Origin of the sequence: Achromobacter aloeverae (assembly GCF_004121055.1) — a bacterium.
In the GTDB taxonomy this organism is placed as follows: domain Bacteria; phylum Pseudomonadota; class Gammaproteobacteria; order Burkholderiales; family Burkholderiaceae_B; genus Bordetella_C; species Bordetella_C aloeverae.
Map to the genome: position 1 here is coordinate 423571 of NZ_PYAL01000005.1, position 17495 is coordinate 441065.

The window sequence follows — 17495 nt, forward strand, 5'->3', positions numbered from 1 at the left end:
CCGCGTAGCGCGCAAACCTCAGGGCTCGATCGGCGGCAGTTCGCTTTCGATCAGCGCCAGCGCCGCGCGCAGGGTTTGCGCATAGCGCGCCTTTTCCGCCGCGATGGTTTCCGGCGTCCACTTGAAGAAGCCTTCACCCGTCTTCATGCCCAGCTTGCCGGCCGCCACCCGTTCCGTGAGGACGGGGAAGGGGCCATCGGCCTTGGACAAGGAAGGGTAAGTGGTGGCGGTGGCGGCGCAATGGACTTCCAGGCCGGCGTGGTCCCGCTGCAGGATGGGCCCCGCGGCGAGAAAGCGGAAGCCGAAGCCGAAGCGCACGGCGGCGTCGACGTCCTCGGCGCTGGCCACGCCATCCTGCACCAGCGCGAAGGCTTCGCGCGTCAATGCGTGCTGCAGGCGGTTGCCGAGAAAACCCGGCACGTCCTTGCGCACCAGTACCGGCACCATGCCGCAGCGGCGCATGAAGGCATGCAAGGCATCGCCCGCGGCTGGATCAGTGTCGGCCGATAGCACCACCTCCACCAGCGGCACCAGGTGCGCCGGCATGAAGAAGTGCAGGCCCAGCATGCGCTGGCGCGTCGGCAGGCCGGCGCCGATCTGGCTGATGGGAAAGCTGGAGCTGTTGCTGGCCAGCAGGGCCTGGGCCGGCGCCAGCTTCACCAGCTCCGCGAACAGCGCCTGCTTCAGGGGCAGCGATTCCGGTATGCATTCGATGACCAGGCGCACATCGGGCCAGGCCACCGCGTCCAGGGCCGCCACCACCTGCACGCCTGCGGCATGCCGTTCCAGCCCGCGCTGCGCGAGATTCGCGCGCACGCTGTCGAGGATGCCCGCATGGCGCGTGGCGTCACGCTCGACGACCGTCACGCGGCAGGCGGCGCGCGCCAGCACCACGGCGACGTCCGCGCCCATGGTGCCGCCGCCGACGACGACGGCATGGCAGGCGGAGGGGGCGGGCAGGATGGCTGGACTCATGTGTGGTCTCCGGATGAACAGCTTGGGATACGGGTGCGGCCTGGCGGCATTCAGGCCGCGGGCGGATCGGCCAGGTGCCGGTTCGCCGCGAGATAGGCGTCGCGCGACGGCCGCAGGTGCGCACGGCACAAGGCCACCAGGTCTTCCCGGCGCCCTTCGCGCAGGGCTTCTATCATGGCCCAGTGCTCGTGCCTGGCCTGGCGGCGGTATTCGGACGTCACCAGCGTGCCAAAGCGTATCGGGTGCGTCTGGCGCGCGTATTCGTGTATGGCGCGCACCAGCACGCCATTGCCGCACAGGCCGAACAGGGCCTGGTGGAAGCGCAGGTTGCTGCGAAAAACCTGGCGCGGATCCTCGGCGTCGACGGCGGCATCGTGCTCGTGCTGGATCTCGATGAGGGCATGCAGGGCCTCGGGGCTGGCGGGGCAGGGCACCAGCCGCGCCGCCTGCGTCTCCAGCAATTCGCGCATGTCATACAGTTCGATGACTTCGCGCGGCGCGAAGGACCGCACCTCGGAGCCGATGTTCTTGCGTCTCTCGGCCAGCCCCAGCCGCGCCAGTTCAACGAGCAGCTCGCGCACCGCGTGGCGCTTGAGGTCGAAGCGCTGCATCAGATCGTCTTCGATGAGCCGTTCGCGCGGATGCAGGCGGCCCAGCACGATGTCTTCTTCCAACGCCTGCACGGCCCGTTCCAGCGCCGTCTGTGCGGCAGGTTGGGCGAAATCGGGCGTATCGGCAAGACGGGACATGGTCGATCGGGTACGGCTGGGCGGGGGTGGCGTCAACGCGAGCCCGGGATTTTCCCGCGAATCTCGGCGGCTCGCAAAAAGTCGAAGTCCACGCCCTGGTCGGCCTGGGTCACGGACTGCAGGAACAGCTTGCGGTACCCGCGCGGCGCGCTGGGCGTTTCTTGCGGTTGTTCGGCGGCGCGGCGCGCCAGTTCGGCGTCGTCCACCAGCAAGGCGAGCTCGCGGTTGGCCACGCTCAAGCGGATGCGGTCGCCGGTGCGCACATAGGCCAGCGGACCGCCGACGGCGGACTCGGGCGTCACATGCAGCACGATGGTGCCGGCCGCCGTGCCGCTCATGCGGCCGTCGGAAATGCGCACCATGTCCTTGATGCCGGCCTTGGCCAGCTTGCGCGGAATGGGCATGTAGCCTGCCTCGGGCATGCCCGGCGCACCCTTGGGACCGATCATCTTGAGCACCAGGATGTCCTCGGGCTGGACGTCGAGGTCGGGATCGTCGACGCGCTGCGCCAGGTCCTCGGCGTTCTCGAACACGACCGCGCGGCCCTCATGCTCCATCAGCGCCGGCGCCGCCGCCGATTGCTTGATGATGGCGCCGCCGGGCGCCAGGTTGCCCTTGAGCACGGCGATGCCGCCTTGCGGATAGATGGGCTGGGAGAAGGGCCGGATGACATCCTGCGCGAACGCCGCCGGGGCGGCGTCCAGTTCCTCGCCCAGCGTGCGGCCGGTCACGGTCAGCGCGTCCAGGTGCAGCAGCGGCCGCAACTCCCGCAGCAGGGCCTGCATGCCGCCTGCCTTGTGGAAATCTTCCATGTAGTGTTGGCCGGACGGCTTCAGGTCCACCAGCACGGGCGTTTCGCGGCTGAGCGCGTCGACGCGCGCCAGGTCGACCTCGAAACCCATGCGGCCGGCGATGGCGGTCAGGTGGATGATGCCGTTGGTCGACCCGCCGATGGACAGCAGCACGCGCAATGCGTTCTCGAAGGCCTTGGCCGTCATGATGCGGTCCGGCGTCAGCTTGCTGCGGGCCAGCTGCACGGCGGTGGTGCCGGTCACCTCCGCCACGCGCACGCGGTCGGCCGTCACCGCGGGCGCCGAGGCGCCGCCGGGCACCATCATGCCCAGTGCCTCGGTGATGCACGCCATGGTGCTGGCCGTGCCCATCACCGAGCAGGTGCCGACGCTGCCGACCAGGCGGTTGTTCACGTCGACGATTTCCTCGTCGTCGATCTCCTCGGCGCGGTACTTGCCCCAATAGCGGCGGCAATCGGTGCAGGCGCCGACGCGCTCGCCCCGATGCGAGCTGGTCAGCATCGAGCCGGTGACCAGCTCGATGGCGGGCACGTTGGCCGAGGCCGCGCCCATCAACTGCGCCGGCACCGTCTTGTCGCAGCCGCCTATCATCACCACCGCGTCCATGGGCTGCGCCAGGATGGCTTCCTCGGTGTCCATGGACATCAGGTTGCGCAAGTACATGCTGGTCGGCGACGAAAAGCTTTCGTGGACCGAGATGGTGGGGAAATCCATAGGCAGGCCGCCGGCCATCAGCACCCCGCGCTTGACCGCCTCGATCAGTTGCGGGGCATTGCCATGACAGGGGTTGTAGGCGCTGCCCGTGTTGACGATGCCGATCACCGGCCGGTCCAGCGCATGGTCGGTATAGCCCGCGCCCTTGATGAAGGCCTTGCGCAGGAACAAGGAAAAACCGGCGTCGCCGTAGCTGGTCAGGCCTTTGCGCATGCCCTTGGGATCGTCTTGGTCGGTCATCGCCGCGTCTCGTCAGATTATTGATAATAATGTTGACGATAGTATCATCAACTTTCTATCATGGTCGCTCAAAAAATGCGTGCCTCACCAGGCGCGCGATAAAACGGAGACTAGACCATGCGATCACACCGCGTACAGTTCCTGCGCGCCCTTGCTGCCGGGACTTTGGCGTTGGCCATCCCCCTGGCCGTACCCATGGCGGCGCAGGCCGCCGCGTATCCCGACAAACCCATACGCCTCATCGTGCCCTATCCCCCGGGCGGCGCCACCGACGTGATAGGGCGCGTCGCCGCCCAGGCGCTGGGCCAGGAACTGCACCAATCCGTGGTGGTGGAGAACCGCGCGGGCGCCACCGGCAACATCGGCGCGGCGGCCGTTGCCGCGGCGCCTCCGGACGGCTATACGCTGCTGATGGGCGCCCTGACCAGCCACTCCATCAACGCCGCCCTGTACGGCAGCAAGGTGCCTTACGACCTGCAGAAGAGCTTCGCGCCGGTCTCCATGCTGGGCCGCGTGCCGCTGGTTTTCGTGGTCAATCCCCAGGTGCCGGCCAAGAACCTGCAGGAGCTCATCGCGCTGGCCAAGTCCAAGCCGGGCCAGTTGACGTTCGCGTCGTCCGGGAACGGTTCCCCCCAGCACCTCGCCGGCGAGTTGTTCAAGGTGGCGGCCGGGGTCGACATGCTGCATGTTCCCTATCGCGGCAGCGGTCCCGCGATGACCGACCTGGTGGGCGGACAGGTATTGACCATGATCGAGACCGCGCCCGCCGCGCAGCCGCAGATCAAGGCCGGCAACCTGCGCCCGCTGGCGGCCGCGTCGGCCAAGCGCATTCCCACCCTGCCCGACCTGCCCACGGCCTCGGAGGCTGGCCTGCAAGGCTTCGAGGTCAGCTCCATGTTCGGCATCCTGGCCCCGGCCGGCACGCCGCCGGCCGTGATCGACACGCTCAATGGCGCCTTGAAGAAAGTGTTGTCCAGCGATGCGGTCAAGGCCCAGATGCTGGAGCAGGGCGTCATCGCCGAGTACGCCACGCCGCAGGGCACGGCAAAGGAGATCAAGGCTGAAATCGACAAATGGACCATGGTGATCCAGAAGGCGAACATCAAGCCCGAGCAGTAATCCCCGGCCTGGGGGATCCGGGTCTCAGCCCGCCGTCCCCAAGGTCAGCCGCAGTTGTTCTTCCATATGCGCCGTGGGCGGCACGCGCCAGCCGCTCTGCGCATAGCGCAGCCAGCGGCCCAGCACGAAGTGGGTGAGCAGGCTGGCGTGGGCGGCGATGTCGGCATCCGCGGGCAGGCCGCCGTCCTCGACGGCGGTGCGCAAGGCCTGCTTGATCGAGGCCTCGATGCGGTCGTTGATGTGATTGATGCGTTCCTGCAGGCGGTTGTCCTCGGTGACGAGGGCATCGCCGGTGAGCACGCGCGTCATGCCCTTGTTCTTCTCCGAAAAGGACAGCAGCATGCCGATCATGCCGCGCGCCTGTTGCACGCCGCTCGGTTCGGCGGCATTGATCTGGTTGACCAGCGTGAAGATGGTCGTCTCGATGAATTCGATCAGGCCCTCGAACATCTGGGCCTTGCTCGCGAAATGCCGATACAGCGCCGCTTCGGAAACCTGCATGCGGCCGGCCAGTGCGGCGGTGGTGATGCGCGCGGCGTGCGGTTGTTCCAGCATCTCGGCCAGCGTCTGCAGTATCTGCGTTTTTTTCTCGCCGGGTCTGCTTGCCATGGCTGTCGCCGCGTCGGACGCGGATAGTCAAAAGGTTGGGGGAGGAACCGGGGAACCTATCGCAGGGGCCGCCGGCTCAGCAGCAGCTCGCTGACCGAGTTTACCCGCAAGTCCACGTAGGACGGCCGCTGCCGCAGGCCGCTTGCAAACGGGGTGCCGGGGTGGAACACATGGACCGTGCGCAGGCCGGCGCGGCGCGCACCCCGCAAATTGGCCAGCGTGTCCTCGACCAGCACGGTGTTGCGCGGCGCCGCGCCTTCGCGCGCCAGCACGTGGCGCAGCAGGGCGGGGGAGGGCTTGGGCCGGAAACCGCCGTGCCAGCGCGTGTGCTCGATGGACCAGAGGCTTTCGAACTGGCGCAGGACGCCCATGTGCCGCAGCACCGCGCGCGCATAGTGATAGGGCGCATTGGTCAGCAGTACCTTGCGGCCCGGAAGGCGACGCAGCTTGGCCGCCAGTCCGCTCTCGGAGCGGATCAAGGGCCTGACGTCGAAATCGTGGCTCATCCGCAGGAATTCGTCCGCGTCTATGCCATGGTGCTTCACCAGCCCGATGACGGTGGCGCCGTAGCGCTGCCAGTACTCCTTGCGCAGCGCGTTGGCGGTGGCCGTGTCCACGCCCAGGGCCTGCTCCACCGCGCGCGTCATCCCCGCGTCGATGCGCGGGAAGATGGCGTGCGAGGTGTTGTGCAGCGTGTTGTCGAGATCGAACAGCCAGAGGCGACCGGCGCCGGTGCCCGCGCCCGCCCCGACGCGGCGGGAACGCCGCAGGCGAGCGGCCGGCCGCAGCAGGTTGCGTCGTGCCAGCATCAGCGCGACGTGATCATGGTGCCCACGCCCTGGTCGGTCAGCAGTTCCAGCAGCAGGCAGTGCGGCACGCGGCCGTCGACGATGTGTACCGAGTTCACGCCGCTGCGCGCCGCGTCCAGCGACGAGGAAATCTTCGGCAGCATGCCGCCCGAAATCGTGCCGTCGGCGAAGAGCTCGTCGATGGCGCGCGCCGACAGGCTGCGCAACAGCTTGCCGTTCTTGTCCAGCACGCCCGGGGTGTTGGTCATCATCAGCAGCTTTTCGGCGCCCAGCACCTCGGCCATCTTGCCGGCGACCACGTCGGCATTGATGTTGTAGGCGGTGCCGTCCTGGCCGTAGCCGATGGGCGAGATGACGGGGATGAACTGGTCGTCCTGCAAGGCCTTGACCACCGCCGGATCGACCTGGGTGATGTCGCCGACGAAGCCGATATCGATCGGCTCGGCGGGATTCTCCTTGTTGTCCATCAGCTTCTTGCGGGCGCGAATCAGGCCGCCGTCCTTGCCGGTCAGGCCCACGGCCTTGCCGCCGACCTCGTTGATCATCATGACGATGTCCTGCTGGACCTGGCCGCCCAGCACCCATTCGACCACTTCCATGGTCTCGGCGTCGGTGACGCGCATGCCCTGCACGAACGTGCCCTGCTTGCCGATGCGGCGCAGCGCGTCGTCGATCTGCGGGCCGCCGCCGTGCACCACCACGGGGTTCAGGCCGACCAGCTTGAGCAGGACGACGTCATGGGCGAAGCTGCGTTGCAGCCGCTCCTCGGTCATGGCATTGCCGCCGTACTTCACCACGATGGTCTTGCCGTGGAATCGTCGGATATAGGGCAGGGCCTCGGACAAAACACTGGCCTTGACGGCGGGCGTCAAGGAGGCGGCAGGATCTTGGATGTCGGTCATGGCGGTGCGTTACCCTGGGAATAAAGGGAGATGAAAAAAAGCCTGCGAGGGTGGCAGGCCGTTTCCGCCGGCGGGCGACCGAGCGCCAGCCGACGAAGCACAAGCGCGATTGTAGTACCCGTCGGGGCTTATGCCAGCGCGCTATGTGAATATGGGATACAAATAAGTCCGCTTCATGTAGATTCGGCCCCCTGGGCACTGGCCCGGCGGCGCCGCGGGGCGTCGGCGGCCGCGGCGCCCGGCATTACGGTCCGGCACTGCGGTCCGGCACCACGGTCCCGCACGACGGCCCGGTTCACTGCCCGGTTCGCTGGCCGGTATTACACCTAGGAGGAAACTGCTCATGTTCAAGACATCCCTGCGTGCATTCGCCGCCCTGGCGGGCGCGCTCTTGCTGGCCGGCACCGCGCCGGCGGCGGACAAGCTGGTGATCGCGGCGACCCAGGTCCCGCACGCCGAAATCCTGGAATTCGTCAAGCCGACGCTGGCGCGCGAGGGCGTGGACCTGGACATCAAGGTGTTCAGCGACTACGTCCAGCCCAATCTGCAAACCGCCGACAAGCAGGTCGACGCCAATTTCTTCCAGCACAAGCCCTACCTGGATACCTTCAACAAGGATCGCGGGACCCACCTGGTGCCGGTGGCCGCGGTGCACGTCGAGCCCTTCGGCGCCTATTCCCGCAAGATCAAGAAGGTCGCCGACCTGAAGGACGGCGCCACCGTGGCCATTCCCAACGACCCCTCCAACAGCGGCCGGGCCTTGCTGCTGCTGGCGAGGCAGGGCCTCATCACCCTCAAGGACCCCTCCAATATCCAGGCGACTTCCCTGGACGTGGCCACCAATCCCAAGCACCTGAAGTTCCGCGAGCTGGAGGCGGCGATGCTGCCGCGCTCCCTGGACGACGTGGACCTGGCGCTGATCAATACCAATTACGCCCTGGAGGCGGGGCTGGTGCCCACCCGCGACGCGCTGTTCATCGAAGGCGCCGATTCGCCCTACGCCAACCTGATCGTGGCGCGCGAGGACAACAAGGGCTCGCCGGCGCTGGCCAAGCTGGTGCAGGCCCTGCACACCCACGAGGTGAAGAAGTTCATCCTGGAAAAGTACAAGGGCGCGGTCGTTCCGGCATTCTGATGGCGGAATGCGCGGGCGGGTTGGCCGGGGGCGCATCGCGCCGCGCCGGGGCCGCCGGCGCGGCCGAGACAGGCGGCTAAAAACAAAGCCCGGCACATGCCGGGCTTGGTCTTTGCGCGCCGCCGGGCTTCAGCGCCGCGGCGGCGGCAGCATGCGCCGCAGCGCCTCGAAGAACAGGGTCGACTGCAGCCGTTCGCCGGCGGTCTGGTCAGCCACGAATTGCGCCATTTCGGGCGCGACGGGCTCCAGCGGCAGGCCGGTGGAGCGGGCCAGCACCTCGGCCTCGCAGGCGCGCTCGACGAAGTACAGGTCCTCGTAGGCATAGTCGATGCGCTCGCCGCAGACCACCACGCCGTGGTTGCCCAGGAACGCGATATCGGCGCCGTTCATGGCGCGCGCGATGCGCTCGCCCTCGGCCGGCGTGAGCGCCAGCCCGTTGTACTTGCCGTCCGTGGCGACGCGGCCGTGAAAGCGCATGGCCGACTGCGACAGCGTCGTATCCAGCATGCGCCGAGACGTCAGCGTGAGCGCCGTCGCATAGGGCATGTGGGTGTGCAGCACACAGGCCTTGCCGGCGATGCGGTGCACGGCCGCGTGGATGAACATGGCGGTGGTCTCGACTTCGTGATGGCCGGCCAGGCGCTTGCCGTCACCGTCCACCATGACGATATCGTCGGCGTCGATCTCGCTCCAGTGCAAGCCGCGCGGGTTGATCAGGAAGCGGTCCGAACCATCGGGAATCACCACGCTGAAGTGATTGCAGACGCCTTCTTCCAGGCCATGATGCGCGGCCGCGCGCAGCGCCAGCGCCAGGTCGGCGCGCAGGGACAGGGTTTCGAGCGGGTGGGCGACGATATCGCGAGACAGGGTATCCATTGGGGGCCGAGGACAGGGAAAGAGGAGCGTGGAAACGCAGGCGTACCGGCGGCCTTGCCGCCTGGCCGCCCATTTAACCGCCAATCGCCGGCCGATGGAAGTTGGCCCGCCGGTACGGCAGGGATATAATAACTAGCGTTACTACTTTGCTCCCCACCCACGCATCGCCGCCGCTTCCCATGACGTCTTCTTTCGAGCCTTTCGAACAGGCCATGCGCGACCTGGCGCAGCGCCTGGCTTCGCGCCAGCAGTTGCGCGAATCGGTACTCAGCCGCCTGGTCCTGCATCTTGCCACAAGCATGGCCGACTATATGGACGAACCGTTGCGGGCGCACGGCTTGAACTCGACGCTGTGGACGTCCCTGGTGGTGATCTACGCGGCCGAAGGGCACAGGCTCAAGCCTTCGGAACTTAGCGTTTTCATGAACTCGTCGCGCACCAACAGCACGCGGGTGGCCAAGGAGCTGGAACGCCAGGGCTTCGTCGAGCGCTTCGGCAGCGAGCAGGACCGGCGCCAGGTGTTCCTGCAACTGACGCCCAAGGCCCTGGATTTCGTGAAGGAGAACATGCCGCGCCGGCGTGCGCAGTTGAAGGAGATGTTCGAGCCGTTCGAGCCGGGCGAGATCGATGAACTGGAGCGCCTGCTGCGCAAGCTCCTGGCACGCTTCAGCTGACGGCATCCGGCGGGCGCCGCCCAGCGGCGCCAGGTCGGCTTTTTTTTAGGCAAGTAATAACGCTAGTTATTAATTTGGCGGCCACCAATTTGGCAGTCGTCCTACTCGCAGTGATTTCTCCATGAATACCGAATCGCAAGCCTCGGCCGTCCCCCACCGTTTGATGATCACGGTGTCGGTCATGCTGGCCACCATCATGCAGACGCTGGACAGCACCATCGCCAACGTCGCCTTGCCCCATATGGCGGGCGGACTGTCGGCGTCGCAGGACCAGATTACCTGGGTGCTGACGTCGTATATCGTGGCGGCGGCGATCGCCACGCCGGTGACGGGCTGGCTGAATGGGCGCTACGGCCGCAAGAAGGTGTTCCTGGTGTCCATCGCTGGCTTCACCATCATGTCGCTGGCCTGCGGCGCGGCGGGCAATATGCTGGAAATCGTGGTCGCGCGCCTGTTGCAGGGCGCTTTCGGGGCAGCGCTGGTGCCGCTGTCGCAAGCCGTGATGCTGGACATCAACGAACCCAAGGACCATGGCCGCGCCATGGCGGTATGGGGCATGGGCGTGATGCTGGGCCCCATCCTCGGCCCCACGCTGGGCGGGTGGCTGACCGACAACATGAACTGGCGGTGGGTGTTCCTGATCAACTTGCCGGTGGGCGTCCTGTCCTTCTACGGTGTCTACCGCTACATCCACGAAGAGGCGCCGCACGAGCGTCCCAGGCGCTTCGATGTCTTTGGCTTCACCACGCTGGCGTTGTCCATCGGCCTGCTGCAGCTGCTGCTGGACCGGGGCGAGCAGGTCGACTGGTTCGATGCCATCGAGATCCGCACCTATGCCATCGCCGCCTTCATCGCCTTCACGTTCTTCCTGCTGCACACCGCCACGTCCGGGCGCGATTCCTTCTTCAAGGTAGACCTGCTGCGCGACCGTAATTTCGCCATGGGCCTGGCCTTCTACTTCCTGGTCGGCCTGCTGCTTTACGCGACCCGGGCCTTGCTGCCGCCCATGCTGCAGACCATTCTTGGCTATCCGGTGGTCACCACCGGCCTGGTGACCGCGCCCAGCGGCGCCGGCACCATGGTGTCCATGCTGTTCGCCGGGCGCATGGTGGGACGCATGGACGGCCGCTTGATCATCGGGTTGGGTTTTGGACTGACGGCATTGTCGCTATGGCAAATGGCGGGTTATACGCCGCAGGTTACCGAATGGGAGATCGCCTTTCCGGGCTTCGTCCAGGGGCTGGGCCTGGGCTTCATCTCCGTACCGCTGACCACGATGACGTTTTCCACGCTGGACCGGGGTCTGCGTCCGGACGGCACCGCCATCTACAGCCTGTCGCGCAATATCGGCAGCAGCATCGGCATTTCGGTCATGCAGAGCCTGTTCGTGCGCAACTCGTCGACCATGCATGCGTCGCTGACCACGCTGGTCTCGGCCGAGACCCTGATGCAGCATCCGGATGCCCTGGCGCAGGTATTCAACCTGAACGGCCAGGCCGGCATGGCGGGACTCAACGCCCTGATCGACAACCAGGCGGCCTTCGTCGCCTACCTGGACGATTTCCGGCTTATGCTGTGGATGACCCTGGCCGCCATCCCCTGCCTGGTCTTCATGCGCGTCAATAAAAAGGCCCCACCCCCCTCTGCCGAGGAGATGCACGTCGCAGCTGAGTGAGGCCCCCCCACCGCGCGTAGCGCGGCCCCCCAGGGGGCGAAACCAGCGGACCGGGGGACCCGGATCCGCGGTTTCCCTTCGGCCGGGGTTCTTTAGTGCGGGCTGTCAGCCGCGCTGTCCGCATTCTCGCCAGTCATATTCTTGCCACGGGGGCGTCATAGGATGGCGCGATCCATTGCGACCGATTCCTGATTCCTGATTCCTGATTCCTGATTCCTGGAGCCTGACGTGTCCCCCATCGATCCCGACCTGCTGCGCCGCCTGCACCGCGACCTGGCCGACCATTACGACGAAGAACTGGAGCTGGAACTGGAAGACCGCACGTTCGAGGAACTGGAGGGCCGCCCGCAGCCCGACGACGAGGAGCGTGCCTGGCGCCACCGCTATTTCCGCGAACTGCTGCGCTTGCAAGGCGAACTGGTCAAGCTGCAGAACTGGGTGGTCGCCACCGGGCACAAGGTGGTCATCATCTTCGAAGGCCGCGACGCCGCCGGCAAGGGCGGCGTGATCAAGCGCATCACCCAGCGCCTGAACCCCCGCGTCTGCCGCGTGGCCGCGCTACCCGCGCCCAACGATCGAGAACGCACGCAATGGTATTTCCAGCGCTATGTGTCGCACCTGCCGGCCGCCGGCGAGATGGTGCTGTTCGACCGCAGCTGGTACAACCGTGCCGGCGTCGAGCGCGTGATGGGGTTCTGCACCGACGATCAGTACGAAGAGTTCTTCCGCTCGGTGCCCGAATTCGAAAAGATGCTGGTCCGTTCCGGCATCCAACTGATCAAGTACTGGTTCTCCATCACCGACGACGAGCAGAACATCCGCTTCCTGGGCCGCATTCACGACCCGCTCAAGCAATGGAAGCTCAGCCCGATGGACCTGGAGTCGCGCCGCCGCTGGGAAGACTACACCCGCGCCAAGGAAGTCATGCTGGACCGCACGCACATCCCCGAGGCGCCATGGTGGGTGGTGCAGGCCGTGGACAAGAAGCGCGCGCGCCTGAACTGCATCGACCATCTGCTCCAGCAAATGCCCTACGTCGATACCGAGCCGCCGATGGTGGTGCTGCCGCAGCGCGAGCGCCACGAAGACTATGCGCGCCATCCGGTGCCGGAAAGCATGATGGTGCCCGAGAAGTACTGACGCGGCCGGCGTCAGCCTGCTGCTTTCAGGAACGCCAGCAAGCGTCTTTCGTCCGCATTCAAGCCCTTGGGGCTCGCGGGCGCGGGGCCCCCGGCCTTGAGTTCGCCGGCGAGATAGGTTTGCAGCACGAGCGGGTGGATATAGCAATCGCGGCATACCGCGGGCGTGTTGCCCAGGCGGCGGGCCACCTCCTTCACCACGTCGACCACCACCCGCTTGGCCTGCGTCTCGCTTTCCCACGGGCGCTGGCGCAGCATGGCCAGCGCCAGCACGGATCCCGCCCAGGTGCGATAGTGCTTGGCCGTGAAGTCGGCGCGGCCGGCGGTACGCAGGTAGTCGTTGACGCTGCCCGAGTCCACGCCGCGGGGTTGGCCTTCGTCGTCCAGGTAGCGGAACAACTCCTGGCCGGAGATCTCCATGCACCGCTTGACCACCGCCGCGATGCGGCGGTCCGCCACGGTCACGTCGTGTTCGACACCGCTCTTGCCGCGAAAGCGCAGGCGGATGCGGCCGCCCGCCACCGTGATGTGCCGCCGCTTCAGTGTCGTCAGGCCATAGGACCCGTTGGCGCGTGCATAGGCCGGCGTGCCGATGCGCACGAGGGTGGTCTCCAGCAGGCGCACCACCACCGCCACCAGCTTCTGCTGCGTCAGCCCGGCGCCGGCCATGTCGCGCTGCACCTGGCGGCGGATGCGCGGCAGCGCGGCGGCGAACTCGGATAGCTGTCCATACTTGTTGGCGCCGCGCAGTTCCTGCCATGCCGCGTGGTAGCGATATTGCTTGCGGCCGCGCGCATCGCGCCCGGTCGCCTGGATGTGGCCATTGGCCTTGGGGCAGATCCAGACGTCGGCATAGGCCGGCGGGATCGCCAGCGCGTCGATGCGCTTGATCGTTTCCGGGTCGCGGATACGCTCGCCGGAGGCGGAAAAGTACTGAAAGCGTCCGCGCACGAGGCGGCGTGTGACGCCGGGCTTGCGGTCGTCGACATAGACCAGGCCGGCCTCGGCGAGACAGGTCTGGGTGGCGGCTTGCGGCATGGGGGCTCCAGCGCTCCGGCATGGGGCGGCCTCCATGCAAACCGCGTGCCCATATGTCCTGTCCGGCCTGTACGCCCTGTCCGCCAGGACTTCCCGCCTGCGTGCGCGGCCCATGCCCGCCGCGAGGAAGGCGCCGCCGCGACGTGGATCCCGGGCGTAGCCTACACGTGCTTCCTATACATGCGTTTCCTATACATGCGGCACGTCGCCGGCAGGTCCATGGTGTTGCGCGTCGCCATTACGGGGCGCCGAGCTGCTGGCGCGTTGCTGCGCGGGGCCCGACGCCGCCTTCATCAGGTTGTAGCCCGTGTTGATCAGGCCGATGTGCGAAAACCCCTGCGGGAAGTTGCCGACCAGGCGCTTGGCGACCGGATCGTACTCCTCCGCCAGCAGCCCCAGGTCGTTGCGCAGGCCCAGCAGCCGGTCGTACAGCGCGCGCGCCTCGTCCATCCTCCCCTGCATGACATAGGCGTCGGCCAGCCAGAAACTGCACGCCAGGAACACGCCCTCGCCGTCGGGCAGGCCGTCGTCGGTCTGCTTCGTGTCGTAGCGATAGACCAGGCCGTCGCGCAGCAGGCGCTGTTCGATGGCCGCGATGGTGCCTTCGACGCGCGGATCGTCGATGGGCAGGAAGCCGACTTGCGGAATCATGAGCAGGCTGGCGTCCAGCGCCTTGCCGCCATAGGACTGCACGAAGCTGTTGAGCTTGGCGTCGAAACCGTGCCGGCAGACATCGTCATGGACCTTGTCGCGCAGGGCGACCAATTCTTCCTTGGAACCGTTCAGGTCCAGGTTGAAACGCTCGATCGACTTGATGGCGCGGTCGAACGCCACCCAGCACATCACCCGCGAATGGGTGAAGGCCCGGCGCGGGCCGCGCACTTCCCAGATGCCATGGTCGCGCGTATTCCAGTGCTTCTTCAGTGGTTGCAGCAGCACGCGCTGCAGGCGCCAGGCATGTTCCACGGGCGCCAGCCTGGCTTCGCGCGCGGCATGCAAGGCCTCGATCACCTCGCCATAGATGTCCATCTGGATTTGCGTGGACGCCGCGTTGCCGATGCGCACCGGCCTGCTGTTCTCGTAGCCGGGCAGCCAGGGCAGCTCGAACTCCGGCAGGTGCCGCTCTCCCGATACGCCGTACATGATCTGCAACTGCTCGGGCAGGCCGGAGGTGGCGCGCATCAGCCAGTGGCGCCAGGCCTCGGCCTCGTCCCGGTAGCCGCCGTTGAGCAGGGCATACAGGATCATGGCCGAATCGCGCAGCCAGCAATAGCGATAGTCCCAGTTGCGTTCGCCGCCCAGCCGTTCCGGCAGCGATGTCGTCGGCGCGGCCACCATGCCGCCCGTGGGGCTGAACGTCAGCAGCTTGAGCGTGATCATCGAGCGCACGATGGCCTCGTGCCACCGGGGATGGTTCTCCGCATCGCCACGGCAGCGCTTGGACCACTCGCGCCACCAGGCGATGGTGCGGTCCAGGCTCTCGCTGCGATCGGGGACGAAATGCGGCTGCTTGTGCGATGGATGATAGGAAAGGGTGAAGGCCGGCGTATCGCCCTTGTGCACGGTGAAGCGGGACTTGGTCTTCATGTCCTCGCCGCTCAAGGGTAGCTGGGTATGGAGTTCCACGGCATCGGGGCCGGCCACCGCGCTCAGGCCATAGTCGCGCCGGCGGACCCAGGGGACGGCCTGGCCGTAGTTGAAGCGCAGGACCAGTTCCATCTCCATATCGACCCGGCCTTCGTCGCCCCGGATCAGGCGCACCACATCCACCCGTTGTTCGTCTTCGGACAGCGGCATGAAGTCGAATACCGTGACCTTGCCGGTGTCCGTTTCGTGGACCGTCTCCAGCACCGCCGTGCCGGGCACATAGCGTCGCGTCGTGCGGCAGCCGGGATCGCGCGGCCGTATCTGCCAGCGGCCGTGCGATTCGTCGCCAAGCAGGGCGGCGAAGCAGGCCGGTGAATTGAAATAGGGCAGGCACAGCCAATCGATGGAGCCGTCGCGCGCGACCAGCGCGGCCGACAGCATGTTGCCGATCAAGCCATAGTCTTCCAACGGCTTGGAGGGGGAGGACGTGTGTGGACGAGGCATAGGATAAGCAGCCTAGCATGGGCCCGTAACCGCCTCATCCCGCGGTGCAACCTGGCGTAACACCCGTAGCGGCGGAGGGAATTGAGTAACATTCTCGACGCCCGATTCGCTCGTTGTTACAAGTGGCCGGACGGGACGTGCATCGCCTGTATAGACTGGGTCGTCCACTACAGCGTTCCATCAGGAATATGCATTTATGGAAAAACGCGAGACGACCGTTCCGACGGCGGACACCACCGCCAACGCGGACACCGACCCCATCGTGGTGCTGGCGCCGCGCGGACGCGACATGCGCGCGCTGAGCGCCGTGCTGGCCGAATACGGCGACCGCGTACGCGCGTGCCCTAACTTCGAGGCATTTCTCGACGGTCTCGGCAACGCGGCCTGCGGCCTGATCGCGGCCCAGTCCCTGGGTACCCACGAGTGCGATCGCCTGGCGGCGTGGGTGCGGGCCCAGCCGTCGTGGTCGGACTTTCCCTTCATCGTCCTCAATGGCGCCAGCGGCCCGCCCACCGGCGTGGAGGCCCTGGGCAACGTTACCTTGCTCGAACGCCCCTTGCGCGGCGACGTGCTGCGCAGGGCGATCACCGCGGCATTGAGGGCGCGCGCCCGCCAGTACCAGGCCCGCGAGCAGATGGGGCGGCAGGGGGACATCGAGGAGGCCTTGCATATCCTCAACGAGACCCTGGAAAGCCGCATCGGCGCGCGCACCCACGACCTCGCGCGCGCCAATGACAGGCTCATGAAGGAAGTGCGCGCCCGCGAAAGCACGCAGAGCGCGCTGGTGCAGTCGCAGAAGATGGAGTCCATCGGCCAGTTGACCGGCGGCCTCGCGCATGATTTCAACAATCTGCTCAACATCATCATGGGCAGCATCGAACTGATCGACCGGTCCACCGACGATGCCCGCATACGCCGCCTTACCGGCAATGCCCGCCAGGCGGTGTTGCGCGGCGGCCGGCTGACCAGCCAGTTGCTGGCCTTCGCGCGCAGCCAGACCATGAACCTGCGGGTCACCGACGTCAACGCCCTGCTGAGCGGCATGCGCGACCTGCTAGGCTTGTCGCTGGGGGCCACCGTCACCGTTGTCACCCATCTGGACCCTTCCATTCCCAAGGCCATCGCCGACGCCAACCAGTTGGAACTGGCGGTGCTGAACCTCGGGATCAACGCGCGCGACGCCATGCCGGCGGGGGGCACCGTCACGCTGACCACCTCGCTGCGCCATGGCGAAGGGGACCTGCCCGAAGGCGATTACGTCGTCATCGCCGTGGCCGATACGGGCTGCGGCATCGCCCCGGCGGTACTGTCGAAAGTATTCGATCCTTTCTTCACCACCAAGCCGGTCGGCAAGGGGACCGGACTGGGGCTGAGCCAGGTCTATGGCATCGCCCGCCAATCCGGAGGCACCGCGCGCATAAATAGCGAGCTGGGCAAGGGCACGGTCGTCGAATTGTGGCTCAGCATCGCGCCGGGGGAGGCGCAGGCCGCCGGCCACCAGGCGGCGGAGAAGGCGTCCGGCGCCGCGGCCGACAGCGCGGGAGGCGATGTGCTGGTGATCGACGACGATCCTGTGGTGCGCAACCTCATCGTCGAGTGCCTGCAGACCCTCGGCTACCAGGTGCGCCAGGCGGCCGACGGCGAAAGCGGCCTGCGCCTGATCGCCGAACGGACGCCCGATGTCCTCATGGTCGACTTCGTCATGCCGGGGATGAATGGGGCGGAGGTGATCGAGCGCGTGCGCGCCGAGCTGCCCGACCTGCCCATCATCCTGGCCACGGGCTACGTCGACGCGCAGCTCAGCGCGACATTGCTCCAGCGCGAGCGGATCCTGCAAAAACCCTTCGACATCGATGAGTTGGCCGCCACGGTGCGCCAGGCCCTGGGCCGCGGGTAAGGTGTCCGCGCTGTCGCCGGCCCTGGCGTCGGGGCGCGGTC

15 protein-coding genes are annotated in these 17495 nt (G+C 66.8%); 6 read left to right on the plus strand and 9 right to left on the minus strand.

Features of this window, described 5'->3' with window-relative positions; all coding sequences use genetic code 11:
• Positions 1-18 precede the first annotated feature (18 nt).
• The 3 genes from C7R54_RS18685 to C7R54_RS18695 are packed head-to-tail and all read right to left on the minus strand — an operon-like array spanning position 19 to position 3490.
• The gene (locus C7R54_RS18685; protein ID WP_129151918.1) at positions 19-975 is read right to left on the minus strand and encodes a 3-hydroxyacyl-CoA dehydrogenase family protein; all 957 of its coding nucleotides are present in this window, start codon (positions 973-975) and stop codon (positions 19-21) included.
• Positions 976-1025: 50 nt separating this feature from the next.
• The gene (locus tag C7R54_RS18690; protein WP_129151919.1) at positions 1026-1724 is read right to left on the minus strand and encodes a GntR family transcriptional regulator; all 699 of its coding nucleotides are present in this window, start codon (positions 1722-1724) and stop codon (positions 1026-1028) included.
• A gap of 32 nt (positions 1725-1756) precedes the next feature.
• Positions 1757-3490, minus strand: a complete 1734-nt coding sequence (locus tag C7R54_RS18695) for an IlvD/Edd family dehydratase (RefSeq protein WP_129151920.1) — start codon at positions 3488-3490, stop codon at positions 1757-1759.
• 117 nt (positions 3491-3607) lie between these two features.
• Here C7R54_RS18695 and C7R54_RS18700 point away from each other — a divergent pair, with 117 nt between their 5' ends.
• Positions 3608-4609, plus strand: coding sequence for a Bug family tripartite tricarboxylate transporter substrate binding protein (locus tag C7R54_RS18700; RefSeq protein ID WP_129151921.1), 1002 nt, complete (start codon positions 3608-3610; stop codon positions 4607-4609).
• Positions 4610-4633: 24 nt separating this feature from the next.
• On the opposite strand, the gene slmA is transcribed toward C7R54_RS18700, so the two are convergent.
• The 3 genes from slmA to argB are packed head-to-tail and all read right to left on the minus strand — an operon-like array spanning position 4634 to position 6929.
• Positions 4634-5218: a nucleoid occlusion factor SlmA gene (gene slmA, locus C7R54_RS18705; protein ID WP_129151922.1), complete on the minus strand. Its 585-nt coding sequence runs from the start codon at positions 5216-5218 to the stop codon at positions 4634-4636.
• A 56-nt stretch (positions 5219-5274) separates the two neighbouring features.
• On the minus strand, positions 5275-6027 hold the full coding sequence (locus tag C7R54_RS18710; RefSeq protein WP_129151923.1) for a pyrimidine 5'-nucleotidase: 753 nt from the start codon (positions 6025-6027) through the stop codon (positions 5275-5277).
• The gene (gene argB / locus C7R54_RS18715; protein WP_129151924.1) at positions 6027-6929 is read right to left on the minus strand and encodes an acetylglutamate kinase; all 903 of its coding nucleotides are present in this window, start codon (positions 6927-6929) and stop codon (positions 6027-6029) included. The genes C7R54_RS18710 and argB overlap by 1 nt, the downstream gene beginning before the upstream one ends.
• A 343-nt stretch (positions 6930-7272) precedes the next feature.
• Between argB and C7R54_RS18720 the strand changes: the two genes are divergently transcribed.
• Positions 7273-8064 (plus strand): MetQ/NlpA family ABC transporter substrate-binding protein, encoded by a 792-nt coding sequence (locus C7R54_RS18720; protein ID WP_129151925.1) that lies wholly within the window; start codon positions 7273-7275, stop codon positions 8062-8064.
• 129 nt (positions 8065-8193) lie between these two features.
• Here C7R54_RS18720 and C7R54_RS18725 read toward each other — a convergent pair whose 3' ends face one another.
• A complete protein-coding gene (locus C7R54_RS18725; RefSeq protein WP_129151926.1) occupies positions 8194-8940 on the minus strand; it encodes an aldolase in 747 nt (248 codons plus the stop codon).
• 179 nt (positions 8941-9119) lie between these two features.
• On the opposite strand from C7R54_RS18725, the gene C7R54_RS18730 reads away from it, so the two are divergent.
• From C7R54_RS18730 to ppk2, 3 genes are all read left to right on the plus strand, one after another.
• The gene (locus C7R54_RS18730) at positions 9120-9614 is read left to right on the plus strand and encodes a MarR family transcriptional regulator (protein WP_129151927.1); all 495 of its coding nucleotides are present in this window, start codon (positions 9120-9122) and stop codon (positions 9612-9614) included.
• Positions 9615-9735: 121 nt separating this feature from the next.
• Positions 9736-11289, plus strand: coding sequence for an MDR family MFS transporter (locus C7R54_RS18735; protein WP_129151928.1), 1554 nt, complete (start codon positions 9736-9738; stop codon positions 11287-11289).
• A 228-nt stretch (positions 11290-11517) separates the two neighbouring features.
• Positions 11518-12429, plus strand: coding sequence for a polyphosphate kinase 2 (ppk2, locus tag C7R54_RS18740; RefSeq protein WP_192903693.1), 912 nt, complete (start codon positions 11518-11520; stop codon positions 12427-12429).
• Between the two features lie 11 nt (positions 12430-12440).
• Here ppk2 and C7R54_RS18745 read toward each other — a convergent pair whose 3' ends face one another.
• The gene (locus C7R54_RS18745; protein ID WP_129151929.1) at positions 12441-13466 is read right to left on the minus strand and encodes a DNA topoisomerase IB; all 1026 of its coding nucleotides are present in this window, start codon (positions 13464-13466) and stop codon (positions 12441-12443) included.
• A gap of 189 nt (positions 13467-13655) precedes the next feature.
• The gene (locus tag C7R54_RS18750) at positions 13656-15557 is read right to left on the minus strand and encodes a glycoside hydrolase family 15 protein (RefSeq protein WP_129151930.1); all 1902 of its coding nucleotides are present in this window, start codon (positions 15555-15557) and stop codon (positions 13656-13658) included.
• A 196-nt stretch (positions 15558-15753) separates the two neighbouring features.
• On the opposite strand from C7R54_RS18750, the gene C7R54_RS18755 reads away from it, so the two are divergent.
• Positions 15754-17454, plus strand: a complete 1701-nt coding sequence (locus tag C7R54_RS18755; protein ID WP_129151931.1) for a response regulator — start codon at positions 15754-15756, stop codon at positions 17452-17454.
• Positions 17455-17495: the final 41 nt, after the last annotated feature.

Bases quoted from the DNA above. Each gene is read 5' to 3' on its own strand.
- C7R54_RS18685 (WP_129151918.1), bottom strand. From the start codon at position 975: ATGAGTCCAGCCATCCTGCCCGCCCCCTCCGCCTGCCATGCCGTCGTC.
- C7R54_RS18690 (WP_129151919.1), bottom strand. From the start codon at position 1,724: ATGTCCCGTCTTGCCGATACGCCCGATTTCGCCCAACCTGCCGCACAG.
- C7R54_RS18695 (WP_129151920.1), bottom strand. From the start codon at position 3,490: ATGACCGACCAAGACGATCCCAAGGGCATGCGCAAAGGCCTGACCAGC.
- C7R54_RS18700 (WP_129151921.1), top strand. From the start codon at position 3,608: ATGCGATCACACCGCGTACAGTTCCTGCGCGCCCTTGCTGCCGGGACT.
- slmA (WP_129151922.1), bottom strand. From the start codon at position 5,218: ATGGCAAGCAGACCCGGCGAGAAAAAAACGCAGATACTGCAGACGCTG.
- C7R54_RS18710 (WP_129151923.1), bottom strand. From the start codon at position 6,027: ATGCTGGCACGACGCAACCTGCTGCGGCCGGCCGCTCGCCTGCGGCGT.
- argB (WP_129151924.1), bottom strand. From the start codon at position 6,929: ATGACCGACATCCAAGATCCTGCCGCCTCCTTGACGCCCGCCGTCAAG.
- C7R54_RS18720 (WP_129151925.1), top strand. From the start codon at position 7,273: ATGTTCAAGACATCCCTGCGTGCATTCGCCGCCCTGGCGGGCGCGCTC.
- C7R54_RS18725 (WP_129151926.1), bottom strand. From the start codon at position 8,940: ATGGATACCCTGTCTCGCGATATCGTCGCCCACCCGCTCGAAACCCTG.
- C7R54_RS18730 (WP_129151927.1), top strand. From the start codon at position 9,120: ATGACGTCTTCTTTCGAGCCTTTCGAACAGGCCATGCGCGACCTGGCG.
- C7R54_RS18735 (WP_129151928.1), top strand. From the start codon at position 9,736: ATGAATACCGAATCGCAAGCCTCGGCCGTCCCCCACCGTTTGATGATC.
- C7R54_RS18745 (WP_129151929.1), bottom strand. From the start codon at position 13,466: ATGCCGCAAGCCGCCACCCAGACCTGTCTCGCCGAGGCCGGCCTGGTC.
- C7R54_RS18750 (WP_129151930.1), bottom strand. From the start codon at position 15,557: ATGCCTCGTCCACACACGTCCTCCCCCTCCAAGCCGTTGGAAGACTAT.
- C7R54_RS18755 (WP_129151931.1), top strand. From the start codon at position 15,754: ATGGAAAAACGCGAGACGACCGTTCCGACGGCGGACACCACCGCCAAC.